At 63.2% G+C, this 18,284-nt stretch carries 30 protein-coding genes; all 30 read right to left on the bottom strand.

Annotation, left to right across the window (positions count from 1 at the left end; all coding sequences use genetic code 11):
* Positions 1 to 52: 52 nt before the first annotated feature.
* The 30 genes from IVA81_RS09275 to tuf all read right to left on the bottom strand — a co-directional run bounded on the left by IVA81_RS09275 (position 53) and on the right by tuf (position 18,250).
* Positions 53 to 889, bottom strand: coding sequence for a c-type cytochrome (locus IVA81_RS09275; protein ID WP_247314912.1), 837 nt, complete (start codon positions 887 to 889; stop codon positions 53 to 55).
* 116 nt (positions 890 to 1,005) lie between these two features.
* The gene (gene rplQ, locus IVA81_RS09270; RefSeq protein ID WP_247314910.1) at positions 1,006 to 1,422 is read right to left on the bottom strand and encodes a 50S ribosomal protein L17; all 417 of its coding nucleotides are present in this window, start codon (positions 1,420 to 1,422) and stop codon (positions 1,006 to 1,008) included.
* A 142-nt stretch (positions 1,423 to 1,564) separates the two neighbouring features.
* Positions 1,565 to 2,596, bottom strand: coding sequence for a DNA-directed RNA polymerase subunit alpha (locus IVA81_RS09265; protein ID WP_247314908.1), 1,032 nt, complete (start codon positions 2,594 to 2,596; stop codon positions 1,565 to 1,567).
* A gap of 112 nt (positions 2,597 to 2,708) precedes the next feature.
* Positions 2,709 to 3,098, bottom strand: a complete 390-nt coding sequence (gene rpsK / locus IVA81_RS09260; protein WP_007603045.1) for a 30S ribosomal protein S11 — start codon at positions 3,096 to 3,098, stop codon at positions 2,709 to 2,711.
* A 132-nt stretch (positions 3,099 to 3,230) separates the two neighbouring features.
* A complete protein-coding gene (gene rpsM / locus IVA81_RS09255; protein WP_008549231.1) occupies positions 3,231 to 3,599 on the bottom strand; it encodes a 30S ribosomal protein S13 in 369 nt (122 codons plus the stop codon).
* Between the two features lie 184 nt (positions 3,600 to 3,783).
* Positions 3,784 to 4,677, bottom strand: coding sequence for an adenylate kinase (locus IVA81_RS09250; RefSeq protein WP_247314906.1), 894 nt, complete (start codon positions 4,675 to 4,677; stop codon positions 3,784 to 3,786).
* Positions 4,674 to 5,774 carry a preprotein translocase subunit SecY gene (locus IVA81_RS09245; protein WP_247314905.1) on the bottom strand — a complete coding sequence of 367 codons (1,101 nt, stop codon included), beginning with the start codon at positions 5,772 to 5,774 and terminating at the stop codon, positions 4,674 to 4,676. The genes IVA81_RS09250 and IVA81_RS09245 overlap by 4 nt, the downstream gene beginning before the upstream one ends.
* A 107-nt stretch (positions 5,775 to 5,881) precedes the next feature.
* Positions 5,882 to 7,213 (bottom strand): preprotein translocase subunit SecY, encoded by a 1,332-nt coding sequence (gene secY, locus IVA81_RS09240; protein ID WP_246916884.1) that lies wholly within the window; start codon positions 7,211 to 7,213, stop codon positions 5,882 to 5,884.
* 148 nt (positions 7,214 to 7,361) lie between these two features.
* On the bottom strand, positions 7,362 to 7,847 hold the full coding sequence (gene rplO, locus IVA81_RS09235) for a 50S ribosomal protein L15 (protein WP_011088136.1): 486 nt from the start codon (positions 7,845 to 7,847) through the stop codon (positions 7,362 to 7,364).
* Positions 7,848 to 7,923: 76 nt separating this feature from the next.
* On the bottom strand, positions 7,924 to 8,118 hold the full coding sequence (gene rpmD, locus IVA81_RS09230; protein WP_011088137.1) for a 50S ribosomal protein L30: 195 nt from the start codon (positions 8,116 to 8,118) through the stop codon (positions 7,924 to 7,926).
* A gap of 24 nt (positions 8,119 to 8,142) precedes the next feature.
* Positions 8,143 to 8,733, bottom strand: coding sequence for a 30S ribosomal protein S5 (rpsE, locus tag IVA81_RS09225; protein WP_015685409.1), 591 nt, complete (start codon positions 8,731 to 8,733; stop codon positions 8,143 to 8,145).
* Between the two features lie 44 nt (positions 8,734 to 8,777).
* A complete protein-coding gene (gene rplR / locus IVA81_RS09220; RefSeq protein WP_007603036.1) occupies positions 8,778 to 9,140 on the bottom strand; it encodes a 50S ribosomal protein L18 in 363 nt (120 codons plus the stop codon).
* A gap of 11 nt (positions 9,141 to 9,151) precedes the next feature.
* Positions 9,152 to 9,685 carry a 50S ribosomal protein L6 gene (rplF, locus tag IVA81_RS09215; protein ID WP_028152982.1) on the bottom strand — a complete coding sequence of 178 codons (534 nt, stop codon included), beginning with the start codon at positions 9,683 to 9,685 and terminating at the stop codon, positions 9,152 to 9,154.
* 16 nt (positions 9,686 to 9,701) lie between these two features.
* Positions 9,702 to 10,100: a 30S ribosomal protein S8 gene (gene rpsH / locus IVA81_RS09210; RefSeq protein ID WP_246916889.1), complete on the bottom strand. Its 399-nt coding sequence runs from the start codon at positions 10,098 to 10,100 to the stop codon at positions 9,702 to 9,704.
* A 14-nt stretch (positions 10,101 to 10,114) separates the two neighbouring features.
* Entirely contained in the window at positions 10,115 to 10,420 is a 306-nt protein-coding gene (gene rpsN / locus IVA81_RS09205; RefSeq protein WP_074116736.1) for a 30S ribosomal protein S14, read from the bottom strand.
* Positions 10,421 to 10,466: 46 nt separating this feature from the next.
* Positions 10,467 to 11,024 (bottom strand): 50S ribosomal protein L5, encoded by a 558-nt coding sequence (gene rplE / locus IVA81_RS09200; protein ID WP_247314903.1) that lies wholly within the window; start codon positions 11,022 to 11,024, stop codon positions 10,467 to 10,469.
* Positions 11,017 to 11,331, bottom strand: coding sequence for a 50S ribosomal protein L24 (gene rplX / locus IVA81_RS09195; protein WP_247314894.1), 315 nt, complete (start codon positions 11,329 to 11,331; stop codon positions 11,017 to 11,019). The genes rplE and rplX overlap by 8 nt, the downstream gene beginning before the upstream one ends.
* Positions 11,331 to 11,699 (bottom strand): 50S ribosomal protein L14, encoded by a 369-nt coding sequence (gene rplN, locus IVA81_RS09190; RefSeq protein ID WP_007603030.1) that lies wholly within the window; start codon positions 11,697 to 11,699, stop codon positions 11,331 to 11,333. The genes rplX and rplN overlap by 1 nt, the downstream gene beginning before the upstream one ends.
* Before the next feature lie 83 nt (positions 11,700 to 11,782).
* Positions 11,783 to 12,031 carry a 30S ribosomal protein S17 gene (rpsQ, locus tag IVA81_RS09185; RefSeq protein WP_007603028.1) on the bottom strand — a complete coding sequence of 83 codons (249 nt, stop codon included), beginning with the start codon at positions 12,029 to 12,031 and terminating at the stop codon, positions 11,783 to 11,785.
* A gap of 13 nt (positions 12,032 to 12,044) precedes the next feature.
* Positions 12,045 to 12,251 (bottom strand): 50S ribosomal protein L29, encoded by a 207-nt coding sequence (gene rpmC, locus IVA81_RS09180; protein WP_026202715.1) that lies wholly within the window; start codon positions 12,249 to 12,251, stop codon positions 12,045 to 12,047.
* 5 nt (positions 12,252 to 12,256) lie between these two features.
* Entirely contained in the window at positions 12,257 to 12,670 is a 414-nt protein-coding gene (rplP, locus tag IVA81_RS09175; RefSeq protein WP_008136349.1) for a 50S ribosomal protein L16, read from the bottom strand.
* 30 nt (positions 12,671 to 12,700) lie between these two features.
* Positions 12,701 to 13,426: a 30S ribosomal protein S3 gene (rpsC, locus tag IVA81_RS09170; protein WP_129268065.1), complete on the bottom strand. Its 726-nt coding sequence runs from the start codon at positions 13,424 to 13,426 to the stop codon at positions 12,701 to 12,703.
* A gap of 17 nt (positions 13,427 to 13,443) precedes the next feature.
* Positions 13,444 to 13,830 (bottom strand): 50S ribosomal protein L22, encoded by a 387-nt coding sequence (gene rplV, locus IVA81_RS09165; protein ID WP_008136353.1) that lies wholly within the window; start codon positions 13,828 to 13,830, stop codon positions 13,444 to 13,446.
* A gap of 10 nt (positions 13,831 to 13,840) precedes the next feature.
* On the bottom strand, positions 13,841 to 14,119 hold the full coding sequence (gene rpsS, locus IVA81_RS09160) for a 30S ribosomal protein S19 (RefSeq protein WP_008136357.1): 279 nt from the start codon (positions 14,117 to 14,119) through the stop codon (positions 13,841 to 13,843).
* Positions 14,120 to 14,131: 12 nt separating this feature from the next.
* Positions 14,132 to 14,965 (bottom strand): 50S ribosomal protein L2, encoded by an 834-nt coding sequence (rplB, locus tag IVA81_RS09155; RefSeq protein WP_247314892.1) that lies wholly within the window; start codon positions 14,963 to 14,965, stop codon positions 14,132 to 14,134.
* A 12-nt stretch (positions 14,966 to 14,977) separates the two neighbouring features.
* Positions 14,978 to 15,280, bottom strand: coding sequence for a 50S ribosomal protein L23 (locus tag IVA81_RS09150; protein ID WP_194402791.1), 303 nt, complete (start codon positions 15,278 to 15,280; stop codon positions 14,978 to 14,980).
* Positions 15,277 to 15,897, bottom strand: a complete 621-nt coding sequence (gene rplD / locus IVA81_RS09145; RefSeq protein WP_020508797.1) for a 50S ribosomal protein L4 — start codon at positions 15,895 to 15,897, stop codon at positions 15,277 to 15,279. Before rplD ends, IVA81_RS09150 begins: the two co-directional genes overlap by 4 nt.
* Before the next feature lies 1 nt (position 15,898).
* Positions 15,899 to 16,615 (bottom strand): 50S ribosomal protein L3, encoded by a 717-nt coding sequence (gene rplC / locus IVA81_RS09140; RefSeq protein ID WP_246916903.1) that lies wholly within the window; start codon positions 16,613 to 16,615, stop codon positions 15,899 to 15,901.
* 52 nt (positions 16,616 to 16,667) lie between these two features.
* On the bottom strand, positions 16,668 to 16,976 hold the full coding sequence (rpsJ, locus tag IVA81_RS09135) for a 30S ribosomal protein S10 (RefSeq protein ID WP_002712302.1): 309 nt from the start codon (positions 16,974 to 16,976) through the stop codon (positions 16,668 to 16,670).
* Positions 16,977 to 17,059: 83 nt separating this feature from the next.
* Complete coding sequence (gene tuf, locus IVA81_RS09130) at positions 17,060 to 18,250, bottom strand: elongation factor Tu (RefSeq protein WP_008136415.1); 1,191 nt, start codon at positions 18,248 to 18,250, stop codon at positions 17,060 to 17,062.
* Positions 18,251 to 18,284 lie beyond the last annotated feature (34 nt).

Raw genomic sequence — 18,284 nt, 5'->3', positions numbered from 1 at the left:
GATGGTGGGCACGGCGCGCGAAGAGCGTGCCTTTGCCCACCCTACGGGTCCGTCATCGCGGCGGCAGCGTCCTGAGAAAGGCGACGATCGCATCGAGATCCTGGGCCGTCATGCTGGCATAGGCAGCATAAGCCATCGGCGGCTTGAGCTTGTGGCCATCGCGCGCGATGCCTTGCGTAATCGCACGTTTGATTTCGTCGTCGCTCCATTGGCCCAGGCCGAACGCTCGATCGGGGGTGATGTTGGAAGAGACGGACTCGCCCCACGGCCCCCTGAACGTCCGGCCGCCCTTGCCGCTCGCTGCGGCGAAATCGTGCACGGCGGACGGGCCTTCCGGCGTATGGCATTCCAGGCAATGGGCAATGGTCAACAGATAACGGCCGCGCGCGAGCTGGTCGGACAGCTCCTGCTCGCTCGCCTGCTTGCCGGCATAGGTCGGTACCTCCGACTTCAGCGCGATCTTATATTCCGGCGCCCGCGTCTCATGGCGCACGGATGGTACCGAGCGCAAATAAGCCGTGAGCGCGTCGAGATCGCGGCCCGTGAGCACCGTGTAGAACGCCGTCGGCATGATCGGCGCGACCTTGGTGCCGTTCGGCCTGATGCCGCTGACGAGGAACCGCTTCAGCTCCGCATCGCTCCAGTTGCCGATGCCGGTATCCTTGTCCGGCGTGATGTTGGAGCCGGTGACCTTGAACGCGGGCTCGTCGAAAACCTGGCTCCCGCCAGAGAGCGCGCGCGAGAGATCGAGCCCTTGCGGCCCGCGCGGCGTGTGGCAGTTATGGCAGGCCATCACGCTGCCAACGAGATAGGCGCCGCGCTCGACCAGCGTCTCGCCACAGGCCGGCAACGTCAGCAGCGCCAGCGCAATCCCAAACACAATCCTCATGAGAGCCCCCGCCCGGAATGCGTTCAACAAAACGATCGCAGCATGAGATGTCGCCGCGCCATACAAAAAAGCGGCGCCCAGGGGCGCCGCTTTCTGAAAACTCGGTGCCGGTCGGCTTACGCCGCCTCGGCTTCCTTTTCCTGCACCGGACCGGAATCCTGGCCCTTGGCATCGACGTCACGATCGACGAACTCGATCACGGCCATCGCGGCATTGTCGCCGTAGCGGAAGCCGGCCTTGATGATGCGGGTGTAGCCGCCCTGGCGATCCTTGTAGCGGGGCGCCAAGACGTCGAACAGCTTCTTGACCTGGTCCTTGTCGCGCATCTCGGAGATCGCCTGGCGGCGCAATGCGAGGCCACCCTTCTTGCCGAGCGTAACCAGCTTCTCGACGATCGGGCGCAATTCCTTCGCCTTCGGCAGCGTGGTGACGATCTGCTCGTGCTTGATCAGCGCGGCGCACATGTTGGCGAACATCGCGCGGCGATGCTCGGCCGTGCGGTTGAGCTTCCGATGAACCTTGCCGTGACGCATGTGTGTAGTCCTTTTTCGATTGTGTCGCGGTGGTTCAGCGACTGGTTTTCAGGTGGGCTTCCTGCGTTCGCCCTAGGTCGCGGATAGCGAATGGCGAGTAGCGAATGGACGTTCTATTCGCTATTCGCCACTCCCAATTCGCTCAGTAGTGATCCTCGAAGCGCTTGGCGAGCTCGTCGATGTTCTCCGGCGGCCAGCCCGGCACTTCCATGCCGAGATGCAGACCCATCTGGGCCAGCACTTCCTTGATCTCGTTGAGCGACTTGCGGCCGAAGTTCGGGGTGCGGAGCATTTCCGCTTCGCTCTTCTGCACGAGGTCGCCGATGTAGACGATGTTGTCGTTCTTCAAGCAGTTGGCCGAACGCACCGACAGCTCGAGCTCGTCCACCTTCTTGAGGAAGGCCGGGTTGAAGGCGAGGTCCGGGATGATCTCCTGGGCGACTTCCTTGCGCGGCTCTTCGAAGTTCACGAACACGTTGAGCTGATCCTGCAGGATGCGGGCAGCGTAAGCCACCGAATCATCCGGCGAGATCGCGCCGTTGGTCTCGATCGTCATGGTCAGCTTGTCGTAGTCGAGGATCTGGCCCTCGCGGGTGTTCTCGACCTTGTAGGAGACCTTGCGGACCGGCGAGTACAGGCTGTCGACCGGGATCAGGCCGATCGGCGCGTCCTCGGGACGGTTGCGCTCGGCGGGCACGTAGCCCTTGCCGGTAGCGACCGTGAACTCCATGCGGATCTCGGCGCCCTCGTCGAGGGTGCAGATCTGCAGGTCCGGGTTGAGCACGACGACGTCGCCAACGGTCTGGATGTCGCCGGCGGTGACAACACCCGGGCCCTGCTTCTTCACGACCATCCGCTTGGGGCCTTCCCCCTGCATCTTGATCGAGATGTCCTTGATGTTGAGCACGATGTCGGTGACGTCCTCACGAACGCCAGCGATCGAGGAGAACTCGTGCAGCACGCCGTCGATATGCACCGACTGCACCGCCGCGCCCTGGAGCGAAGAGAGCAGGATGCGGCGCAGCGCGTTGCCGAGGGTCTGGCCGAAGCCGCGCTCGAGCGGCTCGGCGACGATGGTCGCGAAACGGTTCGAATCGCTGCCGGCCGTGAGCTGGAGCTTGTTCGGTCGAATCAGTTCTTGCCAATTTTTCTGGATCGTCACTGTTTCACCCATACAGGCCAGTCAATTTGACAGTTCAAATACTGGCGTTGGAGAAAGGCCGCAGATCAATCCCGCGGCTTCTTAGAAAAGTCATTGCGGGCGCCGATGCGCCCGCAACCTGGTATCAAACGCGCCGACGCTTGCGGGGACGGCAACCGTTGTGCGGGATCGTGGTCACGTCGCGGATCGAGGTGACGGTGAAGCCTGCGGCCTGAAGCGCGCGGAGCGCCGATTCGCGGCCCGAACCGGGACCGGCAACCTCGACTTCCAGCGTGCGCATGCCGTGCTCCTGCGCCTTCTTGGACACGTCCTCGGCGGCAACCTGCGCGGCGTACGGGGTCGACTTGCGCGAGCCCTTGAAACCCATCGTGCCGGCGGAAGACCAGGCAATCGTGTTGCCCTGCGCGTCGGTGATGGTGATGGTCGTGTTGTTGAACGACGAGTTCACGTGCGCGACGCCGGAGGCGATGTTCTTGCGCTCACGACGACGAACGCGGGTGGCTTCCTTGCCCATAGAGTACCTTTCCTGAAGATCTCAAACGCCGCCGTAATGCCAGCGGCTACACCTGTGAAAAGCGAATAGCGAGTAGCGAATGGCGAATAGGGAAACTCCCTACTCGCCATTCGCCACTCCCAATTCGCCAGTTTACTTCTTCTTGCCGGCGATGGCCTTCGCCGGACCCTTGCGCGTGCGCGCATTGGTATGGGTGCGCTGGCCGCGCACCGGCAGACCGCGACGATGACGCAGGCCGCGGTAGCAGCCGAGGTCCATCAGACGCTTGATGTTGATGCCGACCTCGCGGCGCAGGTCGCCCTCGACGAGATAGTCGCGGTCGATCACTTCGCGGATCTGCAGCACTTCGGCATCGCTGAGCTGATTGACGCGACGATCCACGGGGATCTTCACCTTCTCCAGGATCTCACCGGCGATCTTCTGACCGATGCCATGGATGTACTGGAGCGCGATCAGCACGCGCTTGTTGGTGGGAATGTTCACGCCGGCAATACGGGCCAAGGCCTTCTCTCCTGTCGCCGATCCTCGTCAGGATCGGGCTTAAGTGCTTGTGTTCTCGGGCAGGTGTTCACAAACGCGAACACGACGCCCACCCCCGGTCTTCCTGGGGCCCGGCATCGTCTGAAACTATCCGACTTGGATGCGGGGCTTATTAGGGGATTCCAGGGGCTTTCGTCAACCGCTGCTAGCGTTTGGCTCGCTTTTTCGTGACCTTTTTTGCAGCCTTCTTGGCACCCTTTTTGACAGCCTTCTTGGCGGTCTTTTTGGCTGCCTTTTTCGCCGCTTTCTTGACGGTTTTCTTGCCGGCCTTCTTGGCCGTCTTCTTGGGGCCCTTCACCGCCGATTTGACGGCCTTTTTGGCCGATTTGGCGGGCTTTCTGGCCGTTTTCGTCGCCTTTTTGGCTGCTTTCTTGGTCGCCGCCTTGCTCGCCCTGGCCTTCTTGACCGGCGCCGCCTTGGCTGCGCTTCTGGCGTGGGTCTTCGGCTCGACCGCCCCTAGCGCCAGGAGCTGCCGATGGATGGCGCGGGTAACCTCGTCGATGGCCATCATACCGTCGATGGTCGAGAGCTTCCGCCGCTCGGAATAGTAGTGAATCAGCGGTTCCGTCTGGTTGCGGTAGCTGGCTAACCGCTTGGTCAGGACCTCCGGCGTGTCGTCGAGTCGGACCTCCTCCCCGCGCTCACGCATCTGGGCGACGCGGGTCTCGACGCGGTTCAGGAGCGCGCTCTCGTTGACGCGGAGCTCGATCACAGCGTCGAGCTTGAGATGCTTGTGCTTGAGCAGTTCGTCCAACGCCTCGGCCTGCGGCACGGTGCGCGGAAAGCCGTCGAGGATGAAACCGTTTTTGGCGTCCGGCAGGTCGATCCGGTCGGAGATGATTCTAACCACGACCTCGTCCGGCACGAGGCCGCCGCTGGCCATGATCTCCTTGGCCTTGAGCCCGACCGGCGTTCCAGCCGCCACGGCTGCGCGCAACATCTCGCCGGTCGAGAGCTGGACGATGCCATAACGTTGGATCAGCAACTGCGCCTGGGTCCCCTTGCCCGACCCCGGCGGCCCCAGAAGTATAATTCTCATCGGCGTACGCCCCCCGGATTGGTGAGCGATACGTCGCGCACCTGTGTTTTGATATCAAGAACAGTGCAAACCACAACCAGCGCCGCACCACCATTGACGATCATACTATAAGGCAGACCTATCCCGTAAAGGTCGAACACCTCCGGAATCAACTGCAATACCGTCAGGTAGACGGCTCCGACGACCGTCGTCAATGACACGACGCGATCGAGATAGCCGGCCGTGGCTTCGCCAGGCGCAACACCGGGAATTGCGCCATTTCGCTGAGCCAGAGAATTGGCCGTGTATTCGGGATCGACGACATAGGCCGTGTAGACGAAGGCGAGCACGAATACCGCAATCGACACGAGGATCATGTGCACCGGCTGGCCCAGCCGGAGATGTTGATAGGCCGCGGCGACCAAAGGGTGATCGGCACCCAGGATGAAGCCCGCAAAGGCGAGCGGCAGAAAGAAGACCCACGGCGCCACGGTGACCGGAATCAGGAACCCGGCGCTGTTGAGCTTGATCGGCAGTACGGCATTGCGCGCCGGCAGTTGCCGGGAGCCGACATTGAGCGCGCCGAACGTGACGCGAACATTTCGCCGTGCACCTTCGACGAGCACGATCACGACGACGGTCACGACCCAAAGCACAGCGTGAATGAACACGAGATTGCCCGAGACCGCCCCGCTCCGCACGACATCTGCGATGCCGGCGACGTCTCGCGGCAGTGAGACGAGCATGCCGACGCTCAAGATCAGCGCCAGGCCGTTGCCAATGCCGTAGCGGGTGATCTGTTCGCTCAGCCACACCAGCGCAAAGACGCCGCCAACCATCGATGCTGTGGCGGTCATCACGAACCAGCCATCGGGATTCCTGACGAGCTCCGGAAAGGAAATCAGCGTGGAGGCAATGCCGTAAGCCTGAAAGGCCGCAAGAGCCAGCGTGAGTCCGAGCGTGGCACGGGCGACCTTGCGTCGGCCCTCCTCGCCCGACCGCTCGAGCGAACTCAGGCCGCGCCACACCACGGACAGCAACCGGACAAAGATCGCCGCGGTCAGATAGGGAATGAGACCGAGCGAAAAGAGCGAAAGGCGGACGTTGAAATTGGGCAACGACGAGAGGCGCGCAACATCGATTCCCGCGATCGGGATCTGTGTGCCGAGCCTGAAAAGGAGCAGCGCGCCAATCGTGAAAGCGATTCGGCGCGCGAGCTCCCTGCTCATCTACGGCGGCCGCGCAGCTTCGACTTGCGGATCAGGCCTTCATACTGATGTGCCAGCAGATAGCCCTGCACCTGCGCCACCGTGTCCATGGTGACGCTGACCACGATCAGCAGCGAGGTGCCGCCGAAGTAGAACGGCACTGAGGCGTAGGAGATCAGGATTTCCGGGATCAAGCAGACGATCGCCAGATAGACCGCGCCGAGCACTGTGACGCGCGAGAGCACGTAGTCGATATATTCGGCGGTGCGCTCGCCGGGGCGGATGCCCGGAATGAAGCCGCCGTGCTTCTTCAGATTGTCCGCGGTCTCGGTCGGGTTGAACACGATCGCGGTGTAGAAGAAGGCGAAGAACACGATCAGCGCCAGATACATGATCAGGAACAGCGGACGGCCGTGGCCGAGCTGGGTGGTGATCCACTGGAACCATTCCGGCCCACTGCCCGCGTTGAAGTTCGCCACCGTGGTCGGCAGCAGCAGCAGCGAGGACGCGAAGATCGGCGGGATCACGCCCGAGGTGTTGAGCTTGAGCGGCAGATGCGAAGACTGGCCCTCGAACATCTTGTTGCCGACCTGACGCTTCGGATACTGGATCAAGAGGCGGCGCTGCGCGCGCTCCATGAACACGATGAAGGCGATCACGGCGACCGCCATGATGATGACGACCAGGATCAGGCCGGTCGACATCGCGCCCTGACGGCCGAGCTCGAGCATGTTGGCGAGCGCGGCGGGCAGCTCAGCGACGATGCCGGCGAGAATGATCAGCGAGATGCCGTTGCCGATGCCGCGCGAGGTGATCTGCTCGCCCAGCCACATCAGGAACATGGTGCCGCCGGTCAGCGTGATCGCGGTGGACAGGCGGAAGAACATGCCGGGGTCGCTGACGACGTTGCCGGCGCCCTCGAGACCCACCGCAATGCCGTAGGACTGGAACGCGGCCAGAATCACGGTGAGATAGCGGGTGTACTGGTTCAGCAGCTTGCGGCCGGACTCGCCTTCCTTCTTCAGCGCCTCGAGTTGCGGCGAGACGGTGGTGAGGAGCTGGATGATGATCGAGGCCGAGATATACGGCATGATGTTCAGCGCGAAGATCGCCATGCGGTGGATGCCGCCGCCGGCGAACATGTTGAACATGCCGAGGATGCCGCCCGCCTGGGAACGGAACACCTGCTCCCAGATATTGGGATCGATGCCGGGGAGCGGGATGTAGGTCCCGAGCCGATAAACGAGCAGCGCACCCAGGGTGAACCAGATGCGCTTCTTCAGTTCGTCAGCCTTGGCAAACGCACCGAAATTGAGATTGGCTGCCAGTTGTTCCGCTGCTGAGGCCATCTTGGACTTTCTCCCGCCGCCTATTGCGCCGTCATGCCCGCGGCCGGGCTACTCTCGCGGACGCCGGACATTATCTGGGGCTCGGCTTCGATAAGTCCACGTCCCGCATGCGTAAAGGCCCACGAGCCGCGGGCCAATGACGCAGTTGTTACGCCGCCTCGCCTTCTTCCTTGGCAGGGGCGAGGATCTTCACCGAACCGCCGGCCTTCTCGACCGCGGCGATCGCGGTCTTGGTGGCGCCGTGCACTTCGATGTTGAGCTTGGACTTGAGCTCGCCACGGCCGAGCAGCCGCAGGCCGCCCTTGGCGCGGCGCAGCACGCCGCCCTTCACCAGGGCCTCGACGTTCACGACGCTGCCGGCGTCGATCTTCTTGGCATCGACCGCTTCCTGGAGCCGGTCGAGATTGATCTCGGCGAACTCGACGCGGAAGATGTTGTTGAAGCCGCGCTTGGGCAGACGGCGATGCATCGGCATCTGACCGCCTTCGAAACCCTTGATGCGCACGCCCGAACGCGCGGTCTGGCCCTTGCCGCCGCGGCCGGACTGCTTGCCTTTGCCCGAACCGATGCCGCGGCCGACGCGCATACGCTTCTTGCGCGAGCCGGCGTTGTCGGCGATATCGCTGAGCTTCATCGCCCTTCTCCTTGTGTCTTGCGCACGATCTTCGCCGAAAAACGGTGCCCGCTCTTCGGGATCATGCGCCTTTGCCTTACTTCTCGTCGACGATGCGGACGAGATGGTGAACCTTCTCGATCATGCCGCGGACCGCCGGGGTGTCCGGCAGTTCGCTGGTGCGGCCGATCTTGTTGAGCTTGAGCCCGATCAGCGTCGAACGCTGCGAGTGATGGCGGCGGATCGCGCTGCCAGTCTGCTCGAGCTTGATCGTCTTTGCGGCCTTGGCCATCATGGTCTACTCCGAAAGCTTCCGTTAGTCGGCAGCCGCCTCGGCGTCACCGCCGATGCGACGGGACTGGAGGGTGGACACCTTGATGTTGCGGCGGGCTGCGACCGAGCGCGGCGAATCCTGATGCTTCAGGGCGTCGAAGGTCGCGCGAACCATGTTGTACGGGTTCGACGAGCCGATCGACTTCGCCACCACGTCCTGGACGCCGAGCGTCTCGAACACGGCGCGCATCGGGCCGCCCGCGATGATGCCCGTACCGGCCGGCGCGGCACGCAGGTAGACACGACCCGCGCCATGACGGCCGGCGATGTCGTGATGGAGCGTGCGGCCCTCGCGCAGCGACACGCGGGTCAGGTTGCGCTTGGCGGACTCGGTGGCCTTGCGGATCGCTTCAGGCACTTCGCGCGCCTTGCCGTGACCGAAGCCGGCGCGGCCCTTCTGATCGCCGATCACGACCAGCGCGGCGAAACCGAAGCGCTTGCCGCCCTTGACGACCTTGGCCACGCGGTTGATGTGGACCAGCTTGTCGACGAACTCGCTGTCGCGCTCCTCGCGCTGCTGGCGGTCACGTCCGCCGCGTTGATCGCGTCCACCACGTTGTTCGCGTTCTGCCATTTTTCCAATCCTTCAGAGGCTTACGCCTCAATCCTCAAATTCTGTTAGAAGCTCAGCCCGCTCTCACGCGCCGCATCGGCAAGAGCCTTGACGCGCCCGTGATAGAGGTAGCTGCCGCGATCGAACACGACTTCCTTGACACCCTTCTCGGCGGCGCGCTCGGCCAGCAGCTTGCCGACCGCCTTCGCCGCATCGATGTCGGCGCCGGTCTTGCCGCCGTCGCGCATCGACTTCTCGAGCGACGAGGCAGAGGCCAGCGTCTCGCCCTTCAGGTCGTCGATGACCTGGGCGTAGATGTGCTTGGACGAGCGGAACACCGACAGACGCGGACGACCACCACCGGAGCGGCGCAGCTTCAGCCGCACACTCCGCTTGCGCCGGGCATTCGTAACCTTGGCTTTCGACATGACCGGCTCCGTTACTTCTTCTTGCCTTCCTTGCGGAAGATGAATTCGCCAACATACTTCACGCCCTTGCCCTTGTAGGGCTCCGGCGGACGATAGGAGCGAATCTCGGCGGCGACCTGGCCGACACGCTGGATGTCGCTGCCTGTCACCGTGATCTCGGTCGGCTTCGGCACGGTGATCGTGATCCCTTCCGGGATTGCGTAGACCACGTCGTGGCTGTAGCCGAGCGCGAGCTGCAGGTTCTTGCCCTGCATCGCGGCGCGGTAACCGACGCCGGTGATTTCGAGCTTCTTCTCGAAGCCCTTGGTGACGCCTTCGACCAGATTCGCGACCTGGGCGCGAGCGGTACCGTAGAGGGCGCGCGCGCGATTGGTCTCGAGCCGCGGCTTGACCTTGATCTGGCCGCTCTCAAGCTTCACCTCGACGTCGTCATGAACGACGAACTGAAGCTGGCCCTTCGGCCCCTTCATCTTGACGGTCTGCCCGTCGACGGTCGCGGTAACACCCGACGGCACCGCTACAGGCCTTTTGCCAACACGTGACATGGATCAAAAATCCTTCTCAGAACACCGTGAAGAGGACTTCACCGCCCACATTCGCGTCGCGCGCGCTGTGGTCGGCCATGATCCCCTTCGGCGTCGACAACACCGAAATGCCGAGTCCGTTGTTCACCCGCGGCAGGTTCTTCACCGAGGCGTAAACGCGACGCCCGGGCTTGGAGACACGTTCGATCTCGCGGATGACGGGCTCGCCATCGAAATACTTCAGCTCGATCTCGATCTCGCTGCGGCCCGAGGAATGCTCGAGCGTGGCGTAACCGCGGATGTAGCCCTCGCTCTTGAGGACCTCGAGCACGTTCTCGCGCATCTTCGAACCAGGCGTGGAGACCTTGTTCTTGGAGCGCATCTGCGCGTTGCGGATACGGGTGATCAGATCGCTGATTGGATCGTGCGTAGACATCTAAACGACCCTCCTTACCAGCTGGACTTCACGAGGCCCGGGACCATGCCCTTGGAGCCAAGTTCGCGCAGCGCGATACGGGACAGCTTATTCTTGCGGTAGTTCGAGCGCGGGCGGCCCGACAGCTCGCAACGCAAGCGGATGCGGGTTGCCGACGAATTGCGCGGCATTTCCGCGAGCTTCAGGGTGGCGGCGAACCGCTCCTCCATCGGCAGCTTCTTGTCGGCGATGATCGCCTTCAACCGCTCGCGCTTCGGGGCGGCGTTCTTCACCATCCGCTTGCGCCGGTTGTTCTTCTCGACTGAACTCTTCTTTGCCATGCTTGGCTCCTGGGTATCCGCGTTTGAGAGGCTTTAGGTCAGCGTCTCACTGCCGGAACGGGAAATTGAAAGCGGTCAACAAGGCCCTCGCCTCGTCGTCGGTCTTGGCCGTGGTGCAGACGGTGATGTCCATGCCGCGGGCTTCCGTGACCTTGTCGAAGTCGATCTCGGGGAAAATGATGTGCTCCTTGATGCCGAGCGAGTAGTTGCCGCGGCCGTCGAAGCTCTTCGGGTTCAGGCCGCGGAAGTCGCGGACGCGCGGCAGCGCGACCGTCACCAGGCGATCGATGAACTCGTACATATGGGACTTGCGCAGCGTGACCTTGCAGCCGATCGGCTGGTTCTCGCGCAGCTTGAAGGTCGCAATCGCGACACGCGAATAGGTCACGATCGCCTTCTGACCGGCGATCTGGGTCAGCTCGGCGGCGGCGGTCTCGGCCTTCTTGCGGTCGTTGACGGAATCGCCAACGCCCATGTTCAGCACGACCTTGTCCAGGCGCGGAACCTGCATGACGTTCTCATAACCGAACTTCTCGGTCATCGCCGTGCGGATCTTCGCATCGTATTCCGCGCGCAGGCGCGGCGTGTAAGCGGCCTCAGCCATCGATCTCAGCTCCCGAGCTCTTGGCGATGCGGACCTTCTTGCCGTCCGCCAGAATCTTGAATCCGACGCGGGTCGGCTTTCCATCCTTGTCGACATACGCGATGTTGGACAGTTGGATCGGCGACTCCTTCGAGATGATGCCGCCCTCCTGGGCCTGCGTCTGCTTCTGGTGACGCTTGACCATGTTGATGCCGCGCACGAGCGCCGTGCCGGCGTCGGGACGCACTTCGAACACTTCGCCGGTGCGGCCCTTGTCGCGGCCGGTCAGCACGACGACCTTGTCGCCCTTGCGGATCTTCGCAGCCATCACAGCACCTCCGGCGCGAGCGAGATGATCTTCATGTGGTTCTTCGCGCGCAGCTCGCGCGGCACGGGCCCGAAGATACGGGTGCCGACCGGCTCGGACTGGTTGTTGATCAGGACGGCGGCGTTGCGGTCGAAGCGGATGACCGAACCGTCGGCGCGGCGGATGTCCTTGCGGACGCGCACCACGACGGCCTTCATCACGTCGCCCTTCTTCACCTTGCCACGCGGAATTGCTTCCTTGATCGAAACGACGATGATGTCGCCGATCGTGGCGTAGCGGCGCTTGGAGCCCCCGAGCACCTTGATACACATGACACGGCGTGCGCCAGAATTGTCGGCCACGTCGAGGTTGGTCTGCATCTGAATCATTGATGCACCTCGTCCTCTTCTCTTTGCGCCAGCCCAGCCGGCGCTCAACATTTCCCTGAAGTCAGTCGGCTAAAGCCAACAGATCAGGCGCTTTTCTTGTGTTCGCCCCGGATCACGACCCAGCGCTTCAACTTCGAAATCGGCTTCGATTCCTCGATCCACACCATGTCGCCCGGCTTGAACTCGTTGCTCTCGTCGTGCGCGTGGTAGTTCTTCGAACGGCGGATCGTCTTCTTGTAGATCGGGTGCGTGAAGCGGCGATCAACGCGCACCACGATGGTCTTGGCTTGCTTGTCGCTGACGACCACGCCCTGCAAAGTACGTTTCGGCATCTTCGTAAGCCTCTTACTTCTTCTTCGCGCGCGTCTGCGCGGCGACGGTCTTGATCCGGGCGATGTCACGGCGGGCCTCGCGCAGGCGCGAGGTGTTCTCGAGCTGCCCGGTGGCGCGCTGGAAGCGCAGGTTGAAGCGCTCCTTCTTCAGGTTCAGGACGGCGTCATCCTGCTGGTCGGGGCTCATCGCGCGGATGTCTTCGATCTTCATCTGGGCCATGGCCATTACTCCGCAATGCGCTCGACGAAGCGCGTCTTGATCGGCAGCTTGGCGGCCGCCAGGGTCAGCGCCTCACGCGCCGTCTGGGTGTTGACGCCGTCGATCTCGAACAGCACCCGGCCCGGCTTGACGCGCGCGACCCACAATTCAGGCGAACCCTTGCCGGAGCCCATGCGGACTTCGGCCGGCTTCTTCGACACCGGAACGTCGGGGAATACGCGGATCCAAACGCGGCCGGCTCGCTTCATGTGGCGGGTCAGCGCGCGGCGAGCGGCTTCGATCTGGCGCGCGGTGACGCGCTCAGGCTCGGTCGCCTTCAGGCCGAACTGGCCGAACGCCAACGTCGCGCCCGACGACGCAACGCCGTGAATACGGCCCTTATGCGCCTTCCGGAACTTCGTCTTCTTAGGTTGCATCATGGCTTTAAGCCCTCAAATTCTCAGTGCGGATCAGGCCGCAGCGTTGTCACGGCGCCCACGGCCACCGCGATCACCACCACCGCTGGTCTCGCCTTCGGCCATTCTCTTGTCCTGGGCCATCGGATCGTGCTCGAGGATCTCGCCCTTGAAGATCCAGACCTTGACGCCGCAGGTGCCGAAGGTCGTGAACGCGGTCGCAACGCCGTAGTCGATGTCGGCGCGCAGCGTGTGCAGCGGCACGCGACCTTCGCGGTACCACTCCATGCGGGCGATTTCCGCACCGCCCAGACGACCCGAGCAGTTGATGCGGATGCCTTCCGCGCCGAGACGCATCGCCGACTGCACGGCGCGCTTCATGGCGCGGCGGAACGCCACGCGGCGCTCCAGCTGCTGCGCGATCGACTCGGCCACCAGCGTCGCATCGAGCTCCGGCTTGCGGATTTCGACGATGTTGATGACGACGTCGGACGAGGTGATGTCCGCGACCTTCTTGCGCAGCTTGTCGATGTCCGCGCCCTTCTTGCCGATCACCACGCCCGGGCGAGCCGAGTGGATGGTGACACGGCACTTCTTGTGCGGACGCTCGATCACGATGCGGGCGACGGCCGCCTGCTTGAGCTCCTTGTGCAGGATCTCACGGATCTTGACGTCCTCGTGCAGCAGCTTGCCGTATTCCTGCTTGCCGGCGAACCAGCGGGAATCCCAGGTGCGGTTGATGCCGAGACGCAGACCGATCGGATTGATCTTTTGACCCATCGTGTTCTCCTGCGCCCTTAAGCGGCTGCTTCGGCTTCGACCTGACGAACGATGATCGTCAGCTGCGAAAATGGTTTGTAGACACGGCCCGAGCGGCCACGGCCGCGAGCGGCGAAGCGCTTCATCACGAGGCCGTTGCCGACGAAGGCCTGCGCCACGACGAGATCGTCGACGTCGAGGTCGTGGTTGTTCTCGGCATTGGCGATAGCCGATTCCAGGCACTTCTTCACGTCGACCGCGATCCGCTTGCGCGAAAACTGCAGATCGGCGAGCGCAGCAGCTGCCTTCCGGCCGCGAATGAGCTGGGCGACCAGGTTGAGCTTCTGCGGGCTCACCCGCAGCATCCGGGCGACCGCCTTGGCCTCGTTCTCGGCGAGGCTCCGTTCGCGCTTAGGTTTGCTCATCGTTTAATCCTCAAGCCTTCTTGGCTTTCTTGTCGCCGGAGTGGCCATGGAAGGTCCGGGTCGGCGAAAACTCGCCGAACTTGTGACCGACCATTTCCTCGTTGACGGCCACCGGCACGTGCTTCTGACCGTTGTAGACGCCGAAGGTCAGGCCGACGAATTGCGGCAGGATCGTCGAGCGACGGCTCCAGATCTTGATGACGTCGTGACGGCCGGACGCGCGGGCGGCATCTGCCTTCTTGAGCAGAGAACCCTCGACGAACGGGCCTTTCCAGACTGAACGAACCATGTCCGGCGTTCCTTACTTCTTCCGCTTGTGGCGGCTTAGGAGAATGAATTTGTTGGTCGACTTGTTGGTGCGGGTCTTCTTGCCCTTGGTCGGCTTGCCCCACGGAGTGACCGGGTGGCGGCCGCCCGAGGTACGACCTTCACCACCGCCGTGCGGATGGTCGATCGGGTTCATCGAGACACCGCGGTTATGCGGCTTGCGGCCCAGCCAACGGTTACGGCCGGCCTTGCCGATCGAGGTGTTCATGTGATCCGGGTTCGACACCGCGCCGATCGTGCCGCGGCAACGGCCGTGCACCAGGCGCTGCTCGCCCGAGTTCAGGCGGATGATCACGTAGTCCTGGTCGCGGCCGACGAGCTGGGCATAGGTGCCAGCGGAACGGGCGAGCTGGCCGCCCTTCCCGATCTTGACCTCGATGTTGTGGATGATCGTGCCGACCGGCATGTTGCCGAGCGGCATGACATTGCCCGGCTTCACGTCGACGTAGTTGCCGGCGATGATGGTGTCACCCACGGCAAGGCGCTGCGGCGCCAGGATGTAGGCCTGCTCGCCGTCCTGATACTTGATCAGCGCGATGAAGCCGGTGCGGTTCGGATCATACTCGAGACGCTCGACGGTCGCGGGGACGTCGATCTTCTCGCGCTTGAAATCCACGGTGCGCAGCGTCTGCTTGTGACCGCCGCCGCGGAAGCGCACGGTGATGCGACCGGTGTTGTTGCGGCCGCCCGAGGAGTGCTTGCCCTCGGTGAGCGCCTTGACCGGCTTGCCCTTGTACAGGGCCGAACGATCGACCATGACCAGCTGGCGCTGGCCCGGCGTCGTAGGATTGAATGTCTTCAGTGCCATCGTCGTACGACCTTACAGACCGGTGGTGACGTCGATCCGGTGGCCCTCTTCGAGGGTCACGATCGCGCGCTTGGTGTTCGACTGCGAGCCGAGATTGCCGCGGAAGATCTTGGTCTTGCCCTTGCGGACCAGCGTGTTGACGCTCTTGACCTTGACGTCGAACAGCTTCTCGATCGCTTCCTTGATCTGCGGCTTGGTCGCCTTGGCGGCCACCTTGAACAGCACCTTGTTGTGCTCAGAGGCGATCGTCGCCTTTTCGGTCACGACCGGCGACACGATCACGTCGTAGTGGCGAGCCTCGATGTTCTTCGTCATTTGAAGCGCGCCTCCAGCGCATCGATGGCGGCCTTGGTCAGAACGAGCTTCTGACGGCGCAGGATGTCGTAGACGTTGATGCCCTGGATCGGCAGCACGTCCATGTTCGGGATGTTGCGAGCCGCAGCGGCGAAGCCGTTGTTGAGCTCGGCGCCGTCGATGATCAGCGCGTTGGTCAGGCCCAGACCCGAGAAGTGACCGAGCAGCGCCTTGGTCTTGGCGGCTTCCAGCGCGGCCTTCTCGATCACGACGAGATCGCCGTCCTTGGCCTTGGCCGAGAGCGCATGCTTCAGCGCGAGTGCACGGACCTTCTTCGGCAGGTCGGTGGCGTGCGAACGCACCACCGGACCGAAGGCACGGCCGCCGCCGCGGAACTGCGGCACGCGGGCCGAGCCGTGACGAGCACCGCCGGTACCCTTCTGCTTGTACATCTTCTTGCCGGTGCGCCAGATCTCGGCGCGGCCCTTGGCCTTGTGCGTGCCGGCCTGGCGCTTGTTGAGCTGCCACTGCACGCAACGTGCAATGATGTCCTGGCGCGGCTCGAGGCCGAAAATGGTGTCGGACAGCTGGACCGAGCCGGCTTCCTTACCTTCGAGCGTGGTGACCTTCAATTCCATCTCACGCACCCTCCTGCTGGGCCGCAGCCTCGGCTTCGCCACCCGCAACCTTGAACTTGCCGGGCTTCGGAGCTTCCTTCGGCAGCGGCTTCTTGACCGCGTCGCGCACGCGAATCCAGCCGCCCTTGGAGCCGGGAACGGCGCCTTCGACGAGGATCAGGCCGCGCTCGACATCGAGCTGAACGACGCGAAGGTTGAGCGTGGTGATGCGGTCGACACCCATGTGGCCGGGCATCTTCTTGTTCTTCCAGGTCTTGCCGGGGTCCTGACGGCCACCGGTCGAACCGATCGAGCGGTGCGAGACCGAGACGCCGTGGGTGGCGCGCAGACCACCGAAGTTCCAGCGCTTCATACCGCCGGCGAAGCCCTTACCGACCGAGGTGCCGGTGACGTCGACGAACTGGCCGACGACGAAGTGGTCGGCAAGGATCTCGGCGCCGACGGGGATCATCTGATCCGCGGAGACGCGGAATTCCTCGACCTGCCGCTTCGGCTCGACCTTGGCGACCGCGAACTGGCCGCGCTCCGCCTTGGGCATGTAAACGGTCTTGCGGCTGCCAGAACCAAGCTGGAGCGCGACGTAACCGTTCTTCTCTTCGGTACGGTGGCCTACGACCTGGCAATTGCCGAGCTTCAGCACGGTCACGGGGATATGTTCGCCGGCCTCTGTAAAGACCCGCGTCATCCCGACCTTTTGTGCGATCACTCCGGAGCGCATCGGCTTGCTTCCTGTTCTTTCTGTCCGCTTGCGCGAACGGGATCCAAAAATCTTAGAGCTTGATCTCGACGTCGACACCGGCGGCCAGGTCGAGCTTCATCAAAGCATCGACGGTCTGCGGGGTCGGATCGACGATGTCGAGCAGGCGCTTGTGAGTGCGCATCTCGAACTGCTCGCGGCTCTTCTTGTCGACGTGGGGCGAACGGTTGACGGTGAACTTCTCGATGCGGGTGGGCAGCGGAATGGGTCCGCGGACCTGCGCGCCGGTGCGCTTCGCCGTGTTCACAATCTCGCGGGTCGACGTATCGAGGATACGATGGTCGAACGCCTTGAGACGGATACGAATGTTTTGGCCGTTCATTGCCGTGCTTTCTCTAGTGAGTGGCGAGTAGCGAGTAGCGAATAGAATTCCCTATTCGCCACTCACCATTCCCTATTCGCTTGTTACTCGATGATCGAGGCGACGACGCCGGCGCCGACGGTGCGGCCACCTTCGCGGATCGCGAAGCGGAGCTTCTCTTCCATCGCGATCGGCACAATCAGGTGCACTTCCATCGCGATGTTGTCGCCCGGCATCACCATCTCGGTGCCTTCCGGCAGGTGCACGACACCGGTCACGTCGGTGGTGCGGAAGTAGAACTGCGGACGGTAGTTGGTGAAGAACGGGGTGTGGCGACCGCCCTCTTCCTTGGTGAGGATGTAAGCCTCAGCCTTGAACTTGGTGTGCGGCTTGACCGAACCCGGCTTGCACAGCACCTGGCCGCGCTCGACGTCTTCGCGCTTGGTGCCACGGAGCAGCGCGCCGATGTTGTCGCCGGCCTGGCCCTGATCGAGCAGCTTGCGGAACATTTCGACGCCGGTGACGGTCGTCTTCTGGGTCGCACGCAGACCGACGATCTCGATTTCCTCGCCAACCTTGACGATGCCGCGCTCGACGCGGCCGGTCACGACGGTGCCGCGGCCCGAGATCGAGAACACGTCTTCAACCGGCATCAGGAACGGCTGGTCGATCGGACGCTCCGGCTGCGGGATGTATTCGTCGACGTTCTTCATCAGCTCGAGGATGGCGTCGTGACCGAGCTTCTTGTCGGAGTCTTCGAGAGCGGCGAGCGCCGAACCCTTGATGATCGGGATCTTGTCGCCCGGGAAATCGTACTTCGAGAGCAGCTCGCGGACTTCGAGCTCGACGAGCTCGAGCAATTCCGGATCGTCGACCATGTCGCACTTGTTCAGGAACACGACCAGCGCGGGCACGCCGACCTGGCGGGCGAGCAGGATGTGCTCGCGGGTCTGCGGCATCGGACCGTCAGCGGCCGACACGACCAGGATCGCACCGTCCATCTGGGCGGCACCGGTGATCATGTTCTTCACGTAGTCGGCATGGCCGGGGCAGTCGACGTGGGCGTAGTGGCGGTTCGGCGTCTCGTACTCGACGTGCGCGGTCGAGATGGTGATGCCGCGCGCCTTCTCTTCCGGCGCCTTGTCGATCTGGTCGTACGCGGTGAACGTCGCACCGCCGGCTTCGGCGAGAACCTTGGTGATCGCCGCGGTCAGCGACGTCTTACCATGGTCGACGTGACCGATGGTGCCGATGTTGCAGTGCGGCTTGTTACGTTCAAACTTTGCTTTGGCCATTTGACTCTCCGTTCAATCGTCAGTTCGTGACCGA

Origin of the sequence: Bradyrhizobium sp. 141, from assembly GCF_023074055.1 — a bacterium.
Lineage (GTDB): Bacteria > Pseudomonadota > Alphaproteobacteria > Rhizobiales > Xanthobacteraceae > Bradyrhizobium.
Note: the sequence above shows the minus strand (reverse complement) of the source record. Positions and strands in the feature narration are given on the sequence as shown.

Excerpts from the sequence above, each read along its gene's own strand:
- rpsH (WP_246916889.1), bottom strand. The coding sequence starts at position 10,100 with ATGTCTACGCACGATCCAATCAGCGATCTGATCACCCGTATCCGCAAC.
- secY (WP_246916884.1), bottom strand. The coding sequence starts at position 7,213 with ATGGCCTCAGCAGCGGAACAACTGGCAGCCAATCTCAATTTCGGTGCG.
- IVA81_RS09265 (WP_247314908.1), bottom strand. The coding sequence starts at position 2,596 with ATGGGTGAAACAGTGACGATCCAGAAAAATTGGCAAGAACTGATTCGA.
- rpsK (WP_007603045.1), bottom strand. The coding sequence starts at position 3,098 with ATGGGCAAGGAAGCCACCCGCGTTCGTCGTCGTGAGCGCAAGAACATC.
- rplF (WP_028152982.1), bottom strand. The coding sequence starts at position 9,685 with ATGTCACGTGTTGGCAAAAGGCCTGTAGCGGTGCCGTCGGGTGTTACC.
- tuf (WP_008136415.1), bottom strand. The coding sequence starts at position 18,250 with ATGGCCAAAGCAAAGTTTGAACGTAACAAGCCGCACTGCAACATCGGC.
- IVA81_RS09250 (WP_247314906.1), bottom strand. The coding sequence starts at position 4,677 with ATGAGAATTATACTTCTGGGGCCGCCGGGGTCGGGCAAGGGGACCCAG.
- rplE (WP_247314903.1), bottom strand. The coding sequence starts at position 11,024 with ATGGCTGAGGCCGCTTACACGCCGCGCCTGCGCGCGGAATACGATGCG.
- rpmD (WP_011088137.1), bottom strand. The coding sequence starts at position 8,118 with ATGGCCAAGGCCGCAAAGACGATCAAGCTCGAGCAGACTGGCAGCGCG.
- rplD (WP_020508797.1), bottom strand. The coding sequence starts at position 15,897 with ATGGAATTGAAGGTCACCACGCTCGAAGGTAAGGAAGCCGGCTCGGTC.
- rplX (WP_247314894.1), bottom strand. The coding sequence starts at position 11,331 with ATGGCTGCGAAGATCCGCAAGGGCGACAAGGTCGTCGTGCTGACCGGC.
- IVA81_RS09150 (WP_194402791.1), bottom strand. The coding sequence starts at position 15,280 with ATGACGAAGAACATCGAGGCTCGCCACTACGACGTGATCGTGTCGCCG.
- rplP (WP_008136349.1), bottom strand. The coding sequence starts at position 12,670 with ATGATGCAACCTAAGAAGACGAAGTTCCGGAAGGCGCATAAGGGCCGT.
- rplO (WP_011088136.1), bottom strand. The coding sequence starts at position 7,847 with ATGAAGCTCAGCGATATCGCCGACAACGCCGGCTCGCGCAAGAAGCGT.
- rpsC (WP_129268065.1), bottom strand. The coding sequence starts at position 13,426 with ATGGGTCAAAAGATCAATCCGATCGGTCTGCGTCTCGGCATCAACCGC.
- rpsE (WP_015685409.1), bottom strand. The coding sequence starts at position 8,733 with ATGGCAGAACGCGAACAACGTGGTGGACGCGATCAACGCGGCGGACGT.
- rpsS (WP_008136357.1), bottom strand. The coding sequence starts at position 14,119 with ATGGTTCGTTCAGTCTGGAAAGGCCCGTTCGTCGAGGGTTCTCTGCTC.
- rplC (WP_246916903.1), bottom strand. The coding sequence starts at position 16,615 with ATGCGCTCCGGAGTGATCGCACAAAAGGTCGGGATGACGCGGGTCTTT.
- rplQ (WP_247314910.1), bottom strand. The coding sequence starts at position 1,422 with ATGCGTCACGGCAAGGTTCATCGGAAGCTCAACCGCACGGCCGAGCAT.
- rpsN (WP_074116736.1), bottom strand. The coding sequence starts at position 10,420 with ATGGCAAAGAAGAGTTCAGTCGAGAAGAACAACCGGCGCAAGCGGATG.
- IVA81_RS09275 (WP_247314912.1), bottom strand. The coding sequence starts at position 889 with ATGAGGATTGTGTTTGGGATTGCGCTGGCGCTGCTGACGTTGCCGGCC.
- rplV (WP_008136353.1), bottom strand. The coding sequence starts at position 13,830 with ATGAGCAAACCTAAGCGCGAACGGAGCCTCGCCGAGAACGAGGCCAAG.
- rpsQ (WP_007603028.1), bottom strand. The coding sequence starts at position 12,031 with ATGCCGAAACGTACTTTGCAGGGCGTGGTCGTCAGCGACAAGCAAGCC.
- rplR (WP_007603036.1), bottom strand. The coding sequence starts at position 9,140 with ATGTCGAAAGCCAAGGTTACGAATGCCCGGCGCAAGCGGAGTGTGCGG.
- rplB (WP_247314892.1), bottom strand. The coding sequence starts at position 14,965 with ATGGCACTGAAGACATTCAATCCTACGACGCCGGGCCAGCGCCAGCTG.
- rpsJ (WP_002712302.1), bottom strand. The coding sequence starts at position 16,976 with ATGAACGGCCAAAACATTCGTATCCGTCTCAAGGCGTTCGACCATCGT.
- rpmC (WP_026202715.1), bottom strand. The coding sequence starts at position 12,251 with ATGGCCCAGATGAAGATCGAAGACATCCGCGCGATGAGCCCCGACCAG.
- rplN (WP_007603030.1), bottom strand. The coding sequence starts at position 11,699 with ATGATTCAGATGCAGACCAACCTCGACGTGGCCGACAATTCTGGCGCA.